Annotated in this window: 15 protein-coding genes; 6 read left to right on the top strand and 9 right to left on the bottom strand. The window is 64.0% G+C overall.

Translation table 11 applies throughout. The features are described 5' to 3' along the window. Positions 1 to 35 precede the first annotated feature (35 nt). Positions 36 to 887 (bottom strand): pantoate--beta-alanine ligase, encoded by an 852-nt coding sequence (panC, locus tag P9217_RS23590; RefSeq protein WP_278088047.1) that lies wholly within the window; start codon positions 885 to 887, stop codon positions 36 to 38. Further along, positions 884 to 1,723: a 3-methyl-2-oxobutanoate hydroxymethyltransferase gene (gene panB / locus P9217_RS23585; RefSeq protein ID WP_278055944.1), complete on the bottom strand. Its 840-nt coding sequence runs from the start codon at positions 1,721 to 1,723 to the stop codon at positions 884 to 886. The genes panC and panB overlap by 4 nt, the downstream gene beginning before the upstream one ends. Before the next feature lie 225 nt (positions 1,724 to 1,948). Here panB and P9217_RS23580 point away from each other — a divergent pair, with 225 nt between their 5' ends. The 3 genes from P9217_RS23580 (at position 1,949) to P9217_RS23570 (ending at position 3,484) form a co-directional block, all read left to right on the top strand. Beyond that, complete coding sequence (locus P9217_RS23580) at positions 1,949 to 2,347, top strand: NADH:ubiquinone oxidoreductase subunit NDUFA12 (RefSeq protein WP_066989491.1); 399 nt, start codon at positions 1,949 to 1,951, stop codon at positions 2,345 to 2,347. Between the two features lie 117 nt (positions 2,348 to 2,464). Next, positions 2,465 to 3,031: a DUF2155 domain-containing protein gene (locus tag P9217_RS23575; protein WP_095824712.1), complete on the top strand. Its 567-nt coding sequence runs from the start codon at positions 2,465 to 2,467 to the stop codon at positions 3,029 to 3,031. 69 nt (positions 3,032 to 3,100) lie between these two features. After that, positions 3,101 to 3,484 (top strand): hypothetical protein, encoded by a 384-nt coding sequence (locus P9217_RS23570; RefSeq protein ID WP_066989496.1) that lies wholly within the window; start codon positions 3,101 to 3,103, stop codon positions 3,482 to 3,484. Positions 3,485 to 3,493: 9 nt separating this feature from the next. Here the strand turns inward: P9217_RS23570 and aat are convergent, their stop codons facing one another. From aat to P9217_RS23540, 6 genes are all read right to left on the bottom strand, one after another. Next, complete coding sequence (gene aat / locus P9217_RS23565) at positions 3,494 to 4,111, bottom strand: leucyl/phenylalanyl-tRNA--protein transferase (protein ID WP_278088046.1); 618 nt, start codon at positions 4,109 to 4,111, stop codon at positions 3,494 to 3,496. A gap of 23 nt (positions 4,112 to 4,134) precedes the next feature. After that, positions 4,135 to 5,478 carry an acetyl-CoA carboxylase biotin carboxylase subunit gene (accC, locus tag P9217_RS23560; protein ID WP_066989500.1) on the bottom strand — a complete coding sequence of 448 codons (1,344 nt, stop codon included), beginning with the start codon at positions 5,476 to 5,478 and terminating at the stop codon, positions 4,135 to 4,137. A gap of 19 nt (positions 5,479 to 5,497) precedes the next feature. After that, entirely contained in the window at positions 5,498 to 5,965 is a 468-nt protein-coding gene (accB, locus tag P9217_RS23555; RefSeq protein ID WP_067321651.1) for an acetyl-CoA carboxylase biotin carboxyl carrier protein, read from the bottom strand. Between the two features lie 26 nt (positions 5,966 to 5,991). Continuing rightward, positions 5,992 to 6,426 carry a type II 3-dehydroquinate dehydratase gene (aroQ, locus tag P9217_RS23550; protein WP_066989889.1) on the bottom strand — a complete coding sequence of 145 codons (435 nt, stop codon included), beginning with the start codon at positions 6,424 to 6,426 and terminating at the stop codon, positions 5,992 to 5,994. A gap of 200 nt (positions 6,427 to 6,626) precedes the next feature. Further along, complete coding sequence (locus P9217_RS23545; protein ID WP_067321649.1) at positions 6,627 to 7,430, bottom strand: DsbA family protein; 804 nt, start codon at positions 7,428 to 7,430, stop codon at positions 6,627 to 6,629. 57 nt (positions 7,431 to 7,487) lie between these two features. After that, entirely contained in the window at positions 7,488 to 8,879 is a 1,392-nt protein-coding gene (locus tag P9217_RS23540) for a M48 family metalloprotease (protein WP_278088044.1), read from the bottom strand. 207 nt (positions 8,880 to 9,086) lie between these two features. Here P9217_RS23540 and P9217_RS23535 point away from each other — a divergent pair, with 207 nt between their 5' ends. Together P9217_RS23535 and P9217_RS23530 are read left to right on the top strand one after the other, a co-directional pair. Further along, entirely contained in the window at positions 9,087 to 10,235 is a 1,149-nt protein-coding gene (locus P9217_RS23535) for an aminotransferase class I/II-fold pyridoxal phosphate-dependent enzyme (RefSeq protein WP_127246962.1), read from the top strand. 5 nt (positions 10,236 to 10,240) lie between these two features. Further along, positions 10,241 to 11,170, top strand: a complete 930-nt coding sequence (locus P9217_RS23530; protein ID WP_164746708.1) for a glutaminase — start codon at positions 10,241 to 10,243, stop codon at positions 11,168 to 11,170. Between the two features lie 92 nt (positions 11,171 to 11,262). Here the strand turns inward: P9217_RS23530 and P9217_RS23525 are convergent, their stop codons facing one another. Further along, positions 11,263 to 14,217 (bottom strand): Rne/Rng family ribonuclease, encoded by a 2,955-nt coding sequence (locus tag P9217_RS23525; protein ID WP_278088043.1) that lies wholly within the window; start codon positions 14,215 to 14,217, stop codon positions 11,263 to 11,265. 638 nt (positions 14,218 to 14,855) lie between these two features. Between P9217_RS23525 and P9217_RS23520 the strand changes: the two genes are divergently transcribed. Further along, positions 14,856 to 16,112, top strand: a complete 1,257-nt coding sequence (locus tag P9217_RS23520; RefSeq protein WP_278088042.1) for an N-acetylmuramoyl-L-alanine amidase — start codon at positions 14,856 to 14,858, stop codon at positions 16,110 to 16,112. The last annotated feature ends 72 nt before the right edge of the window (positions 16,113 to 16,184 follow it).

Below are 16,184 nucleotides of genomic sequence, written 5' to 3'. Positions count from 1 at the left end.
AACGCTGCCTGAGACGCCGGGCTGATCAGCACAGATCAGGTAGCTGGGACTTCCACATTGTCGATCAACCTGGTGGTGCCGAGCCAGGCCGCCGCGAGCAGGCGCCCGTCGCGGTCCCGCCGCCAGGGCGCGAGCGCTGCGGCCTCCCGCGCGGCGATGTAGTCGACCTTCCGAAAGCCCGCGCTGACGAGCGCTTCGGCAGCCGCATTCACCGCACGTGCCTCATCCGCGCCGGACGCGAGCTCGGCCGCGGTCTGACGCAGAACCACGTTGAATTTGCGCGCGATCTCGAGCTCGGCCGCGCCGAGATAGGCGTTGCGCGACGACATGGCGAGGCCGTGGGAATCACGCACGGTCGGCGCGCCGACGATCTCGACCGGCAGATCGAGATCACGGCACAGCTGCCTGACAACGCAAAGCTGCTGGTAGTCCTTCTCACCGAACACGGCACAGTCGGGCGCTGCCTGCAGGAAAAGCTTGGCCACGACAGTGGCGACGCCGTCGAAGAAGGCAGGCCGAAAATCCGTCTCCAGGCCGGAGGAGGGGCCTCCGACCGAGATTTTGGTGGCGAAGCCGGCCGGGTACATTTCCGCCACGCCTGGCGTGAAGGCCAGATGCACGCCTGCTTCCCGCAGTTGGTCGAGATCGCGGGCCAATTGGCGCGGATATTTGTCCAGGTCCTCGGTCGGCGCGAACTGGGTCGGATTGACGAAGACGGAGACGACGCAGCGCTCCGCCTTTTTGAGCGCGATCCTGACCAGCGAGATGTGGCCGTCATGCAGCGCGCCCATGGTCGGCACCATCGCGATCTTGAGGCCAGCCCGGCGCCAATCCCGGATCTGCGCGCGAAGGGCCGCAACGCTCTCGACGACGATTGGCCCGCTCATGCCTGGTCCTTGCCCGATGCCGCCGAAAAAACGTGGTCAGGTCCGGGAAATGCGCGGCTGCGCACCTCGTCGGCGTAACGCGCCGCCGCATCCGCAATGGTGTCGCGCAGCACTGCGTATTCCTTGACGAATTTCGGCACGCGGTCGACGGTCATGCCGATCATGTCGTCTACCACCAGGATCTGGCCGTCGCAGTCGCCGCTGGCGCCGATGCCGATGGTCGGGATCGCGATATGACGGGTGAGGTCCGAAGCCACCGCCTCGACCGTGCCCTCGATGACGACCGAGAAGGCGCCGGCCTTTTCAACCGCTTCGGCGTCGCGAAAAAGGGCGGCGATGTTTTCCCTGCTCCTGCCCTTGATCTTGTAGCCGCCGTCCTTGTCCACCGACTGCGGCTGCAGGCCGATATGGCCCATGACCGGGATGCCTTCCGCGACGATTGCCGCGATCTGCGCGGCCATGTCGACCCCACCCTCGAGCTTGACCGCCTGGCTGCCCGTCTCGCCGATGATGCGCCTTGCCGAGGCAACGGCTTGCGCCACTGAGGCCTCGTAGCTGCCTGCCGGCATGTCGACCACCACACAGGCCTTTGCGGAGCCACGCATCACCGCTTGTCCGTGCGCGATCATCATCTCCAGCGAAGCGCCGAGCGTTGTGGCATGGCCATGCAGCACCATGGCGACGCTGTCGCCGACCAGAAGCAGGTCGACATGCGGATCGAGCATGCGGGCTATCGGATAGGTATAGGCGGTGAGACAGACGATCGGCACGCCGCCCTTGCGGCGGCGAATGTCTTCGGCGCCGATCCGATTGCCGGTGGACCGTTCTGGGGCCAATCGTCACCTCCCTCAACCGGCGCGGGCCGGCCGCCAGCTTTGCCGGGCGTGCGAGCTTTAGAAACTGCGCAAACGCTTGGCAAGCCGAGGTGGCGATATCTCCACGCGTGTATCGATTTAGCGCACGAAGCATTTACATCGCAGGCTGGGCAAAACCCTTGCCTTCGCGTTGACCTGACGCCATAAGCAGGAAACGGCGCGGCCGCTGCCGCAACGAGGATCTGGATGAAGACTTTCCTGCTGCAGTTTTTCACCTGGTGGAACAGCCAGACACTTGGCACGCGCTTCCACACCTGGCGCTTCGGCAACAAGGTCGGCGAGGACGAGGTCGGCAACGTCTATTACGAGGGCGGCATCGATTCGGAAGGTCGCACCCGCCGCTGGGTCATCTATCGTGACTATTCCGAAGCCTCGAAGATCCCTCCGGGCTGGCATGGCTGGATGCATCATCGCGTCGACACGCCTCCGTCGAGCGAGAGCTATAAGGCTCGTGATTGGCAGAAGCCGCACCGGCCCAATCTCACAGGAACGCCGAGCGCCTATCGCCCGCAAGGTTCCATTCTGACCAACCAGCATCGTCCGCAGGTCACCGGCGACTACGACGCTTGGACGCCCGGTTCGTAAACGCGTTTTCGGTCTTTTGTCGCCACAATTGGCGTTTAGCTCCTTGCTGATAGCGCAGCCCTGACTAGCCTTGGGCGATTGAGAGAATCACCCGGGCGCAACCACCGGTATCCCTGCATGAACTCTTTCGGCCGACTCTCGACGGGACTGTTCGCGGCAGCGTCCGTTCTGGCTGCCTCGACGGCAGGGTTCGCCGCCGCGCAGACACCGGCGGCGCCGGCGGTTTCCGACCGCATCACCAATCCGGTCGCCGAATTCGCCGGCATCGACAAGATCACCGGCCGCATCATCACCTTCGACGTCTATATCGACGAGACGGTGCAGTTCGGCGCCCTGCAGGTGACGCCGCGCGTCTGCTACTCTCGGCCTGAGACCGAACAGCCGAAGACCGATTCCTTCGTCGAGGTCGACGAGATCACGCTCGATCGCAAGATCCGCCGTATCTTTACCGGCTGGATGTTCGCCGAAAGCCCCGGTCTCAACGCGGTCGAGCACGCCGTCTATGACGTCTGGCTGAAGGGCTGCAAGCAAAAATCGGACGTGCCGCCGCCGACCGCCGCCAAGGCCGATACGGGCAAGCCGAAGACGAATGCCGCCAAGCCGAAGCCGCCTGCCGAGGCAGCGCCTGAGCCGTCGGACGCGGCGCCCGCGCCGGATGGCGCCGACACCACAGACACGAACTGATCTCGGAACTCTCGGAACCCTCTTTTTCGCAATCCGTTGGATAAACGGTGATGGCGACGGGAGATTTCCATGGCAACGATCAGGCCGATCACTGCCAGCAAGAAAGAGCTTCTCGATATCGAGAAAGGCTTCTGGACCGGCGATTCCGCATATTTCGCGGCCCACGCCGATGTGGATTGCCTCGTCGCCTTTCCGGAGATGGCGCAGGCGATGACCAATGCCGATCTGGCCAAGACCGCCACCAAGCCCAATCGCTGGCGCGATCTCGACATTCGGCTGAAAGGCATGGTCGAACCCGGCAGCGATATCGTCATGCTAACCTACGAGGCGCGCGCGACGCGGGAAAACGGCGAGCCCTATGCCGCTCTCGTCAGCACCGGCTATGTTCATCGCGCCGATGGCTGGAAGATGATGTTTCATTCCCAGACGCCAATTGAAACTGCGAGCGGGTGACCGCTTATCTCAGGGATAAAAGACCGCGTCGCCCTTCAGGGCCTCGGCCAGGATTTTTTCGTAGCGGCTGCGCGGCACGTCGATGGCGCCGAAGCGCTTCAGGTGCTCGGTGGTGAACTGCGTGTCGAGGAGCGCGAAGCGGCGTTCGTTCAGCCGCTCGACGAGATAATAGAGGCAGGTCTTCGAGGCGTCGGTTTCCCGGGCGAACATGCTTTCGCCGAAGAAGACGCGCCCGAGTGACACCCCATAGAGACCGCCGGCCAGCCGGCCCTCGCGCCACGCCTCGACGGAATGGCAGTGGCCCAGCCGATAGAGCTCGACATAGGCTTCGCGGATCGGCGCGTTGATCCAGGTCGAGCGGCGCTCGTCGCGCCTTTCCGCGCAGCCGTCGATCGTCGCCTCGAAGTCGAAATCGTAGCGGATGTCGAAAGGGTGCCTGCGGATCGTCTTCTTCAGACTGCGCGGCGTGTGGAATCCGTCGAGCGGGATGATGCCGCGCGTCTCCGGCCGCACCCAGAACACTTCCGGGTCGGTGGCGCTCTCTGCCATCGGGAACACGCCCGAGGCATAGGCTTTCAGCAGCAGGTCGGTCGGGATGCGGTAGCCGGGCGCGTAGGGACGAGTCATTGCGCCATTATAACCGCAAGATCCTATTCCTCCTTGGCCAAATATTTCTCAAGCCAGTGGATGTCGTAATCGCCGTTGGCGATATCCGGATTTCCGACCAGGTCGCGGAACAGCGGCAGCGTCGTCTTGATGCCGTCGACAACGAATTCGTCGAGCGCCCGGCGCAGCCGCATCATGCATTCGACGCGGTTGCGCCCATGCACGATCAGCTTACCGATCAGGCTGTCGTAATAGGGCGGGATCCGGTAGCCGGAATAGACGCCGGAATCGACGCGGATGCCGAGGCCGCCCGGCGTGTGGAAATGCGTGATCGTACCGGGCGACGGCGTGAACGTGCGCGGATCCTCGGCGTTGATGCGGCACTCGATGGCGTGGCCGTTGAACTTGATGTCTTCCTGCTTGACCGACAGTCCGCCGCCGGAGGCGACACGGATCTGTTCATGCACGAGGTCGATGCCGGTGATCGCTTCGGTCACCGGATGCTCGACCTGCAGGCGTGTGTTCATCTCGATGAAATAGAATTCACCGTTCTCGTAGAGGAATTCGATCGTGCCGGCGCCGGAATAGCCAAGATCGGCGATCGCCTTGGCGCAGATGCCGCCGATGCGCGCACGTTCCTCGGCGTTGAGGGCCGGTGAGTTCGCTTCCTCCCACACCTTCTGGTGGCGGCGTTGCAGCGAGCAGTCGCGCTCGCCGAAATGCACGCCGCGTCCGGCGCCGTCGCCGAACACCTGCAATTCGATATGGCGCGGCTTTTCCAGATATTTCTCGATGTAAACGGCGTCGTCGCCGAAGGCAGCGCCGGCTTCTGATCTGGCGGTCTGCAGCGCCACTTCGAGGTCGGCTTCGGTGCGGGCGACCTTCATGCCGCGGCCGCCGCCGCCGGCCGAAGCCTTGATGATCACCGGATAGCCGATCGCGGCGGCAATGCGCTTTGCTTCCTTCTCGTCGCTGATCGCGCCGTCCGAACCAGGCACCACCGGGATGCCGAGGCGCTTTGCCGTGCGCTTGGCTTCGATCTTGTCGCCCATGATGCGGATATGGTCGCCCGAAGGGCCGATGAAGGTGATGTTATGGGCGGCGAGGATATCGGCGAACTTGGCGTTTTCTGACAGGAAGCCGTAGCCCGGGTGCACGGCATCGGCGCCGGTGATCTCGCAAGCGGCGACGATCTGGTGAATGTTGAGATAGCTTTCGCGTGACGGCGGCGGGCCGATGCAGACGCTTTCGTCGGCAAGCCGCACATGCATGGCGTCGGAATCGGCCGTCGAATGGACCACCACCGTCTGGATGCCGAGCTCCTTGCAGGCGCGCAGCACCCGAAGCGCGATTTCGCCGCGATTGGCGATGAGGATTTTTTGGAACATCTGCCCGCTGTTCCCGGCTCTACTCGATGACCACGAGCGGCATGCCGTATTCGACCGGCTGGGCGTCCTCGATCAGGATCGCCGTCACCGTTCCGGCGCGCGGCGAGGGAATCTGGTTCATCGTCTTCATCGCTTCGATGATGAGCAGCGTCTGGCCTTCCTTCACCTTCTGGCCGATCTCGATGAACGCCTTGGCGTCGGGCGAGGGCGCGAGATAGGCGGTGCCGACCATCGGCGAGGGCACGGCGTTCTTGGAAGGATCGGCTGCCGTCGCGGGCGCGGCCGCTACCGCCTGAGCCGGCCCGGCAACCGCCGCGGACGGCATAGGAAGCGGAGCAGCGACCGCGTGGACGGCCTGAGACTGACGCGACACGCGCACTTTCAGATCGCCGAGCTCGACCTCGATCTCGGTCAGGTTGGTGTCGTTCAGTATGCCCGCCAAGTCGCGGATCAGCTGCTGGTCAACACCGTTCTTCTTTATCGACATTTTCGAGCCTTCAGTTTGGGAGCCGGTCACAGGCGCGCCGCCAGAGCCTGCAGCGCAAGCGTATAGCCGAGTGGCCCGAACCCGCAGATCATGCCGACAGCGACCGGCGCGACCATGGAGACGTGGCGGAAAGGCTCCCGCGCGTGGATATTGGAAAGATGGACTTCAGCGACGGGCAGCGGCGCGATGGCGCGGATGGCGTCGTGAATGGCAATCGAGGTATGGCTGTAGGCCCCGGGATTGATGACGATGCCTGCGGCCTTTTCACCGGCTTCCTGGATCCAGTCGACGAGATCACCTTCGTGATTGGACTGACGAAAATCGATCTCGAGCCCGAGCGCCGTGCCGGCGGCCTTGCAATCCTCGGCGATGGCGGCAAGCGTCTTGCCGCCATAGATCCCCGGCTCGCGCTTGCCGAGTGCATTGAGATTGGGACCGTTCAGGACGAAAATCGTTTTCAAATATGCCGACCTCTTCGGCGCCGGCCTCAAGCCGGCGCGCCGGACCTCTATAATGGGCATATCCGCCCGCGAAAAGAGCGCAAGTACATTCTTTCGCTGTCCACAACAGGCGGAAAACCGCCTGTTATCGCGACTCGCAATCGCTTAGAGCATGATCCCGAAAACTGTGCAGCGGTTTTCGGAAAAGACCATGCCCAAACCTAGAGCGCGCTCTTGGCCTGCTCGATCTTCTCCGCCAGAACCTGCTGTCCGAGCGCGCCGAACACCACCTCATTGCCGACCACATAGGACGGCGTGCCGGTGATCGACAGCTTGGTGGCGAGATCGTAGGTGCGCGAGAGCGCTTCGTTGATGCTCGGATCCTTCATCTTCTCGCGCAGCTTCGCCTCGTCGGCACCGAGCGAAACAGCGACCTTCATGGCGGTGGATTCGGTGGCACGGCCCTGGCTGCCGAGCAGCGCAGTGTGGAACTCGCTGTACTTCTCCGGCATCATCAGATGGAAGGCCATCGAGACCACGCTGGCCTTTTGCGAATCCGGGCTGAGGATTGGAAACTCCTTGAGCACGAAGCGCAGGTCCGGATCGGCTTTGGTCAGCGCCTTCATGTCCTCAATGGCGCGTTTGCAGAAGCCGCAATTGTAGTCGTAGAACTCGACGATGGTGACTTTGCCCTTCGGGTTGCCGACCACGCCGTCGAAGGTGGAGTTGAAGATCTCGTCCTTCGCATCCTTGATGACGCCGAGTGCGGCGAGCCGCTGCTCTTCCTTCTGCTTGGCCTCGAGCGCGTCCTGAACCTCGAGCAGGACCTCGGGGTTTTTCAGCAGATAGTCGCGGATGATGCCTTCGACCTCCTTGCGGTCGATCTTGCTGTCCGCCGAGGCCACCTGGATGGCTTGCGTCGTGTCGGCCCTAGCGGCCTGCGGGCTTCCTGCCACGAAGCCGAATGCCAGCATGCCGAGCGCCACCGCCACGCCGGCGCTGCCGAGCAGGATTGCCTTGTTCATGATCAGTTCCTTCTGCCTGTCCCGGTCCAACCTGGTCGCCGTGCGCGGCCGGGAGGTTCACTTGAGTTTGTTAGATGGCGTGTAGTTTATGATATCCTGCGCGCGAAGCCAGCGGGGCTCGCCGCGCTTCAATTTCTGTTGAGCGCGCATGGCGAAGATCTTCGCGTTCTTATAGTCGCCCGAATAGAAATGGCCCTCCGCTGTCGCAAGGTCGGCGGCCGGGATTTGCCCCAATTCGCCATAGGCTTGAGCCAGGTAGCGGTAGGCTACGGCGTTTTCCTTGTCGCGCCCGATCCCGCTGTTGAGCTGCGCCACCGCTTTGTTGATTGAGTCCGGCGTGCCGACCGCCATCAGCGCCTGGCCGAGCGAGACCAGCAGCAAGCCGGACCGCGCCGCGTCGAGGCTCGCCGCTTTGGCATAGGCATCCGCGGCGTCCTTGGGCCTGTTGGCCTTCATCAGGATGTCGCCGCGCAGTTCCTGGAAATAGGGGTTCTTCGGCTGTTCCTTGATCAGGGCCGCGGTTTTCGTCAGCGCCGCGCCAGGATTGCCGTAGAGATAGGTCTGCTGCGCGTCGCCATAGCGCGAGGCAAGGCTGGTCGGGTTCTTGCGCATCAGCCGCGCCACGGCCGCCTGGCCTTGCATATAGGCCGCGATCTTGATGCGCATCATGTCATGCCGCTGCTGCAGCGCCGGCGCGTCGACCTGGCTGACATATGGGCTCGCCTTGACCAGCACCTCGAGATTGGCGATGCGCTCCCGGGGCATCGGATGGCTGATCCGGTAAGGATCGAGCTGGGTGCCCGACAGCGAAAGCGCGCTCTGGAAGCGCCCGAAGGTCTTCAGCATGCCCATGCCGGACTGGCCGGTGGCATTGAGGTAGGTGATCGCCGAGCGGTCGGCGGTGATTTCTTCGCCGCGCTGATAAGCAAGGATGCTGCGCTGCGCCATCTCGCCGCCGCCGGCGGCGACGCCCATGCCGGCGCCGGCAAGGCCGCGGCTGTTGGTGGTGGCGCCGGCCACGATCGCGCCCGCCCCGAGCAGCGTGGCGATGATGGCCATGGTCTTGGCGCGATCGAGTTGATCGCGCAGCTTCTGCTGGTGGCCGCCGGCAATATGGCCGGCCTCGTGCGCGATGACGCCGATGATCTCGTTCGGCGTCTCGGCCGTCACTAGCGCGCCGGTGTTGATGAACAGGCGGCGGCCGGTCACGAACGCATTGAAGCTCTGGTCGTTGACCAGAACGATGTCGATCCCGTCATTGGCAAGGCCCGCCGCCTTGAAGATCGGTCGGGCATAGTCGCGCACCAGCGCCTCGATCTCGGCGTCGCGCACCACCGGCACGCCTTGCGCGAAGGCGCTCAGCGAAGTGGACACCGCGACGGCGGCGGCAAGCAGGAGCGTCGCGAACCCGCGCGCGGTTCGCCCTATTGCGGTCGATCTATCGATCATCGTTCGGGTCGGCTCAACATGACAGGTCCACTGGTAGACGAGCGGGCGAAGGATGAAAAGTCGGCGCCGATAACTTCCTGCGCGCTTGTGATCCCCACACCAATCGGGCATTTGTGCGGCGCTGCCGTCGAACTCCCGGCAGTTCCAGGGCAAGCGAGCGATGGTTTGCCTGTGGATTTGCCAACCAAAGGCAGGCTGAAGAGTCAGATGGTCGTTTCGCTTTCACGCCGCGGCGAGGTCGAGCCGTTCCACGCCATGGATATTCTGGCCGAGGCCAACCGGCTGAAGGCGACCGGGATTCCCGTGGTGTCGATGGCGGTCGGCCAGCCGTCGGACCCGGCGCCGGTCGGCGTCCGCGAAGCCGCCGCTCTCGCGCTGAAGCACGGCCGCATCGGCTACACCGATGCTCTTGGCCTGGCGGAGCTGCGCAAGGCGATCGCCGCGCACTATGGCGAGCATTACGGAATCGATGTCGCGCCCGCCCGTATCGCCGTCACTACCGGCTCGTCGGCCGCCTTCAACCTGGCTTTCCTGGCGATGTTCGATCCCGGCGACCGCGTCGCCATCGCCGCGCCCGGCTATCCGGCCTACCGCAACATCATGGCCGCGCTTGGCATCGAAATCGTCGAGATCGAGCTTGGCTCGGACGCCTATCTGCATGCCGACCACCTGAAGAGCGCACATCGCGAGAAGCCGTTGAAAGGCGTGCTGTTTGCCAGTCCAGCCAATCCGACCGGCGCGGTCATTCCAGCCGACGAGCTTTCCGCGTTGGTGAAGACCGCGGACGAGCTTGGCATCGCGGTGATCTCGGACGAAATCTATCACCGGCTGGCCTATGCCGCGCCCGACGTCACTGCACTTGCCTGTGGCGCCGGCGTGACGGTGATCAACTCCTTCTCGAAATACTATTGCATGACCGGCTGGCGCATCGGCTGGATGGTGCTGCCGGACGAACTGGTGCGGCCGGTCGAGCGCATCGCGCAGAGCCTCTACATCTCGCCGCCGGAACTGTCGCAGGTCGCGGCGGTCGAGGCCTTCAATGCCACGCAAGAGCTGGAAGCGGTGAAGGCGCGCTATGCCTGGAACCGCGACCTGCTGATGAAGCGTCTGCCGGAGCTGGGCTTCCTGCTCGCGGCGCCCATGGACGGCGCGTTCTACGCCTTCTGCGATGTCACGCGGCACACCAATGACAGCATGGCCTTCGCGCGCAAGATGCTGGCCGAGGCGCATGTGGCGGCCACGCCCGGCCGTGATTTCGATCCGCTCCAGGGCCATCGCACCATGCGCTTTTCCTATGCCGGCAGCCATGACGACATGGTCGAGGCGCTGGCGCGCATCGAAAGTTGGCTGAAATAGACGCCATGCCCGAGCTTGAACAGGCGCTGGCGGAAGTGGCCGCCGAAATGACCGAGCGCAGCGATCGCGGCGATGTCGCCACCTATATCCCGCAGCTCGGCAAGGTCGATCCGAAGAAATTCGGCATTGCCGCCGTGACCAATGACGGGCGCATCATCCTTGCCGGCGATGCCGATCAGCCCTTTTCGATCCAGAGCGTCTCGAAGGTGTTCACGCTGACCCTGGCGCTGGGCAAGGTCGGCGATGCGTTGTGGCAGCGTGTCGGCCGCGAGCCGTCGGGCAATCCGTTCAACTCGATCGTCCAGCTCGAGCATGAGAGCGGCATTCCGCGCAATCCGTTCATCAACGCCGGCGCCATCGTCGTGTCCGACATCCTGCTTGCCGGCCACCAGCCGCGCGAGGCGATCGGCGAGATCCTGCGCTTCGTCCAGTTCCTGGCCGACGACGACACGATCATCATCGACCGCGAGGTCGCGGCCTCGGAACGCGCTACCGGCTACCGCAACTTCGCTCTGGCCAATTACATGAAGTCCTTTGGCAATCTCGACCATGAGCCGGAGCTGGCGCTGGGCGTCTACTTCCATCATTGCGCCATCGCCATGAGCTGCCGGCAGCTCGCCATGGCCGGCCGCTTCCTCGCCAATGGCGGTCGGAACCCGGCGACCGGGCTGTCGGTAGTGTCGACCGAGCGTGCGCGCCGCATCGGCGCGCTGATGCTGACCTGCGGCCACTATGACGGCTCCGGCGATTTCGCCTTCCGTGTCGGCATTCCGGGTAAGAGTGGCGTCGGTGGCGGTATTCTTGGCATCGTGCCGGGCGTCGCCTCGCTCGCCGTCTGGTCCCCCGGCCTCAACGAGAACGGCAATTCAAAGCTCGGCTCCATAGCGCTTGAGAAGCTCGCCAGGATGATGAACTGGTCGATCTTCGCGCCTTAGCAGGTGCTGGGGCGCAAGATTGGAAGGCCAGAAAACGAAAATCCCGCGCCGGATCTTCTGTTTAACAACTAAGCCTAATGAGCTGACAGAGCTTAGAAAAAGCCCTTCCGCTGCCACCAGCCGGCACGCTTCGGCTTTTCTTCGGTCTTGGCTTCCTCGCTGACGTTGGACGAAACGACGGGGACAGCCGGCGTGTCGATCGACTGCGGTTTGCGCCGCGTCGGATGGGCATTGACCTGCGCTTCGGCCTCGGTCGGAGCAGCAGCGGCCGCTGTCAGCTCCGGTTCGCCGGCCGCAGGTTCAGCGGGAAGTTCCGCCGCCCGCTCGGGCGCTTTCTCGGAGACGGTTTCCTCGACAGCCTTCTTCGATCGCGGTGCACGGCGAGGCTTCTTCGGCTTCTCCGTTTCCGCGACATCGTCATTGGCGGGCGAGGGCGCGGCCTGCTCTTCGGCTGCAGCGACCGGCGGCGCGCCTTCGGGAGCTTCGACTTCCGCTTCTTCGCCTTCGAAACCATCGCCGGCATCGGCATCGGCAGGGATTTCGCCTTCCTCGCGGCGATTGCGCTTGCCGCCGCGCTTGCCGCGACGGCGCTTCTTGCCCTGCCCCTCTTCGGCTGCTTCCGCCCCGGCCGGTGCTTCAGCCGTTACCTCGGCTGTCGCTTCGCCAGCAATCGTGCCGGCGTCCGCAGGTGCGGGGGCCGAGACGGCATCGCCATGGCCTTGATGCTCGCGGTCGCGATCCTTGCCGCCGCGCCGCCGACGGCGTTTGCGGCGCTTGCGGCCGCCTTCGCCGTCCTCGGACCGATGCGGATGCTGTCCCTGCTGTGGATGGCGCGGCTGTTCGGCCTGGACCGATACCTCTTCTTCCTCCTCGACGACGATCTCGTCCTCGGGCTCTTCCGGCTCGACATAGGTCGGCAGGCTGCGCACCTCGACGAAGCCTTCCGGCTTCTCAGCCACCGCGCCGCGGAAGATCGCGTAGTGTTGCGCGCCCAGCGTCTCGTCGGCTTCGAGCGTGATGCTCAGGCCGAACCGGGCCTCGAGCTCGACCAGATTGGCGCGCTTGTGGTTGAGCACATAAAGCGCGGTCGCCGCCGGCGTGCGCACTGTGATGTGGCTGCGCGAATCCTTGAGCAGGAATTCCTCGATTGCCCGCACCACCATCAGCGCCACCGAGGAGTCCGATCTCACATGGCCTGTGCCGCCGCAATGCGGGCAGGGCTTCATCGTCGATTCCAGCACGCTGGCACGGATGCGCTGGCGCGACATCTCCATCAGGCCGAAATGCGAGATGCGACCGACCTGGATGCGGGCGCGATCGTTCTTGAGGTGATCCTTCAGCCGCTTCTCGACCGCGCGGTTGTTGCGGTTCTCCTCCATGTCGATGAAGTCGATGACGATCAGGCCGGCAAGGTCGCGCAGCCTGAGCTGCCGCGCGACTTCCTCGGCGGCCTCCAGATTGGTGTGGAGCGCGGTGTCTTCGATCGAATGCTCCTTGGTGGAGCGGCCGGAGTTGACGTCGATCGAGACCAGCGCCTCGGTCTGGTTGATGATGATGTAGCCGCCGCTCTTCAGCGTCACTTGCGGCTGCAGCATCCGGTCGAGCTGCGCCTCGATGCCGTTGCGCACGAAGATCGGCGTGGTGTCGCGGTAGGGCTGAACCACCTTGGCATGGCTCGGCATCAGCATCCGCATGAAGTCCTTGGCCTCGCGGTAGCCGTCCTCGCCGGAGACCAGGATCTCGTCGATATCCTTGTTGTACAGGTCGCGGACCGAGCGCTTGATCAGGCTGCCTTCCTCATAGACCAGGGCAGGGGCCGTGGACTGCAGCGTGAGATTGCGGACATTCTCCCAAAGCCGCATCAAATATTCATAGTCGCGCTTGATCTCGGCCTTGGTGCGGCTTTCGCCGGCGGTGCGCAGGATGACTCCCATGCCCTGCGGCACCTCGAGATCGGCGACGACCTCCTTCAGCCGCTTGCGGTCCTGGGCATTGGTGATCTTGCGCGATATGCCGCCGCCACGCGCGGTGTTCGGCATCAAGACCGAATAGCGCCCGGCGAGCGACAGATAGGTGGTCAGCGCCGCGCCCTTGTTGCCGCGCTCTTCCTTGACGACCTGGACCAGTAGGATCTGGCGGCGCTTGATGACTTCCTGGATCTTGTACTGGCGGCGCACCGGCTTGCGGCGGTTACGGACCTCTTCAAGCGCATCCTCGGCGCCGACCGATTCGATTTCGTGTTCGTCCGAATGTGCGGACGAAACTTCTTCGAGCATGCCGCGGTCATCGTCGCTGGGAGCGGCTTCCTCGGCCGGAGCGACCTCGCTGGTCGATTCGGCCTGCACCGGTTCCGAAATCACATCCGCATCGATGCTCGCGGCGATCGAAGTGGGGCCGCTCTCGGAAGGCTGGCGATTCTCGCTGTCGGTCGCATCGGCGTCTTCGGTGTCGCTGCCGGCTTCGGGGGCCTTGTTCTCCTCTTCGCCGGCTGCCTCGGCTACGGTCTCGACGGTTTCGGAGCCTTCGGTGGCTTCGGTCGAGGTATCGGCCGCATCGCCGGGCTCATCAGCGGAAGCGCTGGAAGCTGCGACCTCATCGGCGCTTTCGCCGCCTTCGTCGGCACCGGCAGCATCGGAACCGCGCTTTTGCTCGGCCCGGTCGCGGTTCTTGCCGCCGCGCCGGCGGTTGCGGCGGCCGCCGCGATCGCGCGCCTGCTGTTCCTCGCCGGTCTCGGCCTCCTCGTCCTCTTCGTCGTCCGCCTCCTGCGCTTCGGCGCGCAGCAGGGCCTGACGGTCGGCGACCGGGATCTGGTAATAGTCGGGGTGAATTTCACTGAAGGCGAGAAAACCGTGACGGTTGCCGCCATATTCGACAAAGGCTGCCTGAAGGGAAGGTTCGACGCGGGTTACGCGGGCGAGATAGATGTTTCCTTTGAGCTGCTTCTTGTCCTGGGATTCAAAGTCGAATTCTTCGATGCGGTTACCGCGAACGACAACAACGCGTGTTTCCTCCGGGTGGGAGGCGTCTATCAGCATCTTGTTGGGCATTATTTCGTTTCCTCCCGGCAGCCATCAGCCGCAGCTGGCGAGGCAGACCCCGCCGCTGTGTGCCTGGATTTGTGTGGCTGCCGGATAATTGAATGTCCGCCGGCCGGAGCTTGAGCGCGATGGCGGTGCCGCCCGCAGCCACAATGGCGCGGTTCGATGCGGACCTTTCCATGATTGCGCTTGAAGCCATCGGCACCCAGCAGAACCTTTTGAACCAAAGCCCGGGCTTGGCCGGACCAGCTTGTTTGCTCGCACAGAGCCGGCGCGGGAGATCCCGGCCGTTTTCATCGCGCAAGCGATTCCCCCGCCACGGGAGCACGCCTGCGAAAATCGTCGCGATCATCTGAAACCCGGAAGCGCCTTGCACATCTTACCCTGGCGGGAAGCTGCAGGGCGGGCGGTTCCAGGATTGCAGTGATCCAATGTCGCTTTTATGATTTGGCGGGTTGGAAGGCAACCCCGATTTCGGATGCCGGCAAAAAGCGCTTCCGCAGGGGAAGGTGGCGCTCCACCTGCTGAATGAAAAGGCTTGGTTAACCTTCTCTGGATACCAATCGTTAATCGGGTTGGCCGCCAGACAGGCCGTTCTGCCAAACAGGCCGGCGCGAGGCGCCTAACGGGGAGCGACTAGAATAGAGATGGGAATGGCAGGCACCGCAGACAAGGAGCGTGGCGCCGCCGGGCATCTGCGGCTCATGGCAAGGGCTGTTTTCCTGCTAGTGATCCTGCTTGGCGCGACCGCCGTCTCGCGGGCCGACGGGTTGCTTGGCGCCACCGGCTACAAGATGGCCGGCGACGCCACCAAGATGCGCATCGTCGTGACCTTCGACAGAGAACCGGACGTGAAGTGGTTCCTGCTGCGCGGTCCCAGCCGCCTTGTCGTCGACCTGCCGCGCACGCGATTCGCCCTCAACGCCAAGGACGTGAAGCCGCGCGGGCTGGTGCGCGCCGTCCGCTACGGCGATCAGGGCAAAGGCTCGCGGCTGATCCTCACCGGCAAGGGACCGTTTGCCGTCGACAAGCTCGAGGTGCTGAAGAATGACGATGGCAGCGGCTATCGCGTCGCCATCGACATGTCGGCCGCATCCGAAAGAGAATTCGACGAGGCTTTGGCCAACCAATCGCTGACGACCGGCTCGACCGTTTCTACCGACAAGGGCGGCCGTGTCGGCACAGGGCCGATTTCGGCGCCTGGGCACCGCTTCACAGTGGTAATCGATCCGGGTCATGGCGGCGTCGACGGCGGCGCGGAGAGCGCCGGCGGCACGGTCGAGAAGAACGTCACGCTCGCTTTTGCGACCGAACTACGTGACAAGCTGGCCGCGGTCGGCAGCTATGATGTCTATATGACGCGGGACAGTGACGTATACCTGCCGCTCGACGAGCGCGTGCGCATCGCCCGCCAGCACGAAGCCGATCTCTTGATCTCCATCCATGCCGATACGATCGCCGTCAGAGGTCTCCGCGGCGCCACGGTCTACACGCTCTCGGACAAGGCTTCCGATCCCGAGGCTCAGGCGCTCGCCGATCGTGAAAACCTCTCCGACCAGTTCGCCGGTCTGAAGATCGAGGACGACAACAAGGAGGTCACCGACATCCTGATCGACCTGATCCGCCGCGAGACCCACGGATTTTCGATGAGCTTTGCGCACACGCTGGTCGGCCAGTTGTCGACCAGCGTCGGTCTGATCAACAATCCGCAGCGCTCGGCCGGCTTCAAGGTGCTGAAGGCGCCCGACGTGCCCTCGGTTCTGGTCGAGCTTGGTTACCTCTCCAACAGCAAGGACGAGGCGCAATTGCTCAGCGCCGACTGGCGCGGCAAGGCGGCTCAGAGCATAACCAATGCCGTTGCCCTGTTTGCCGCAGCGAAAGCGGGAGCCAGGGCCGGGGGCTGACGGGACCCACCTGCCCACAACCTTGAGCCGTCCTACAACCGCAAGCAGCGTTGCGCGACGACAACACGTGGC

Source organism: Mesorhizobium sp. WSM4989, assembly GCF_029625795.1.
In the GTDB taxonomy this organism is placed as follows: Bacteria; Pseudomonadota; Alphaproteobacteria; order Rhizobiales; family Rhizobiaceae; genus Mesorhizobium.
The sequence above is the reverse complement of the archived record's forward strand: the minus strand, read 5'-3'. Positions and strand labels throughout refer to the sequence as shown.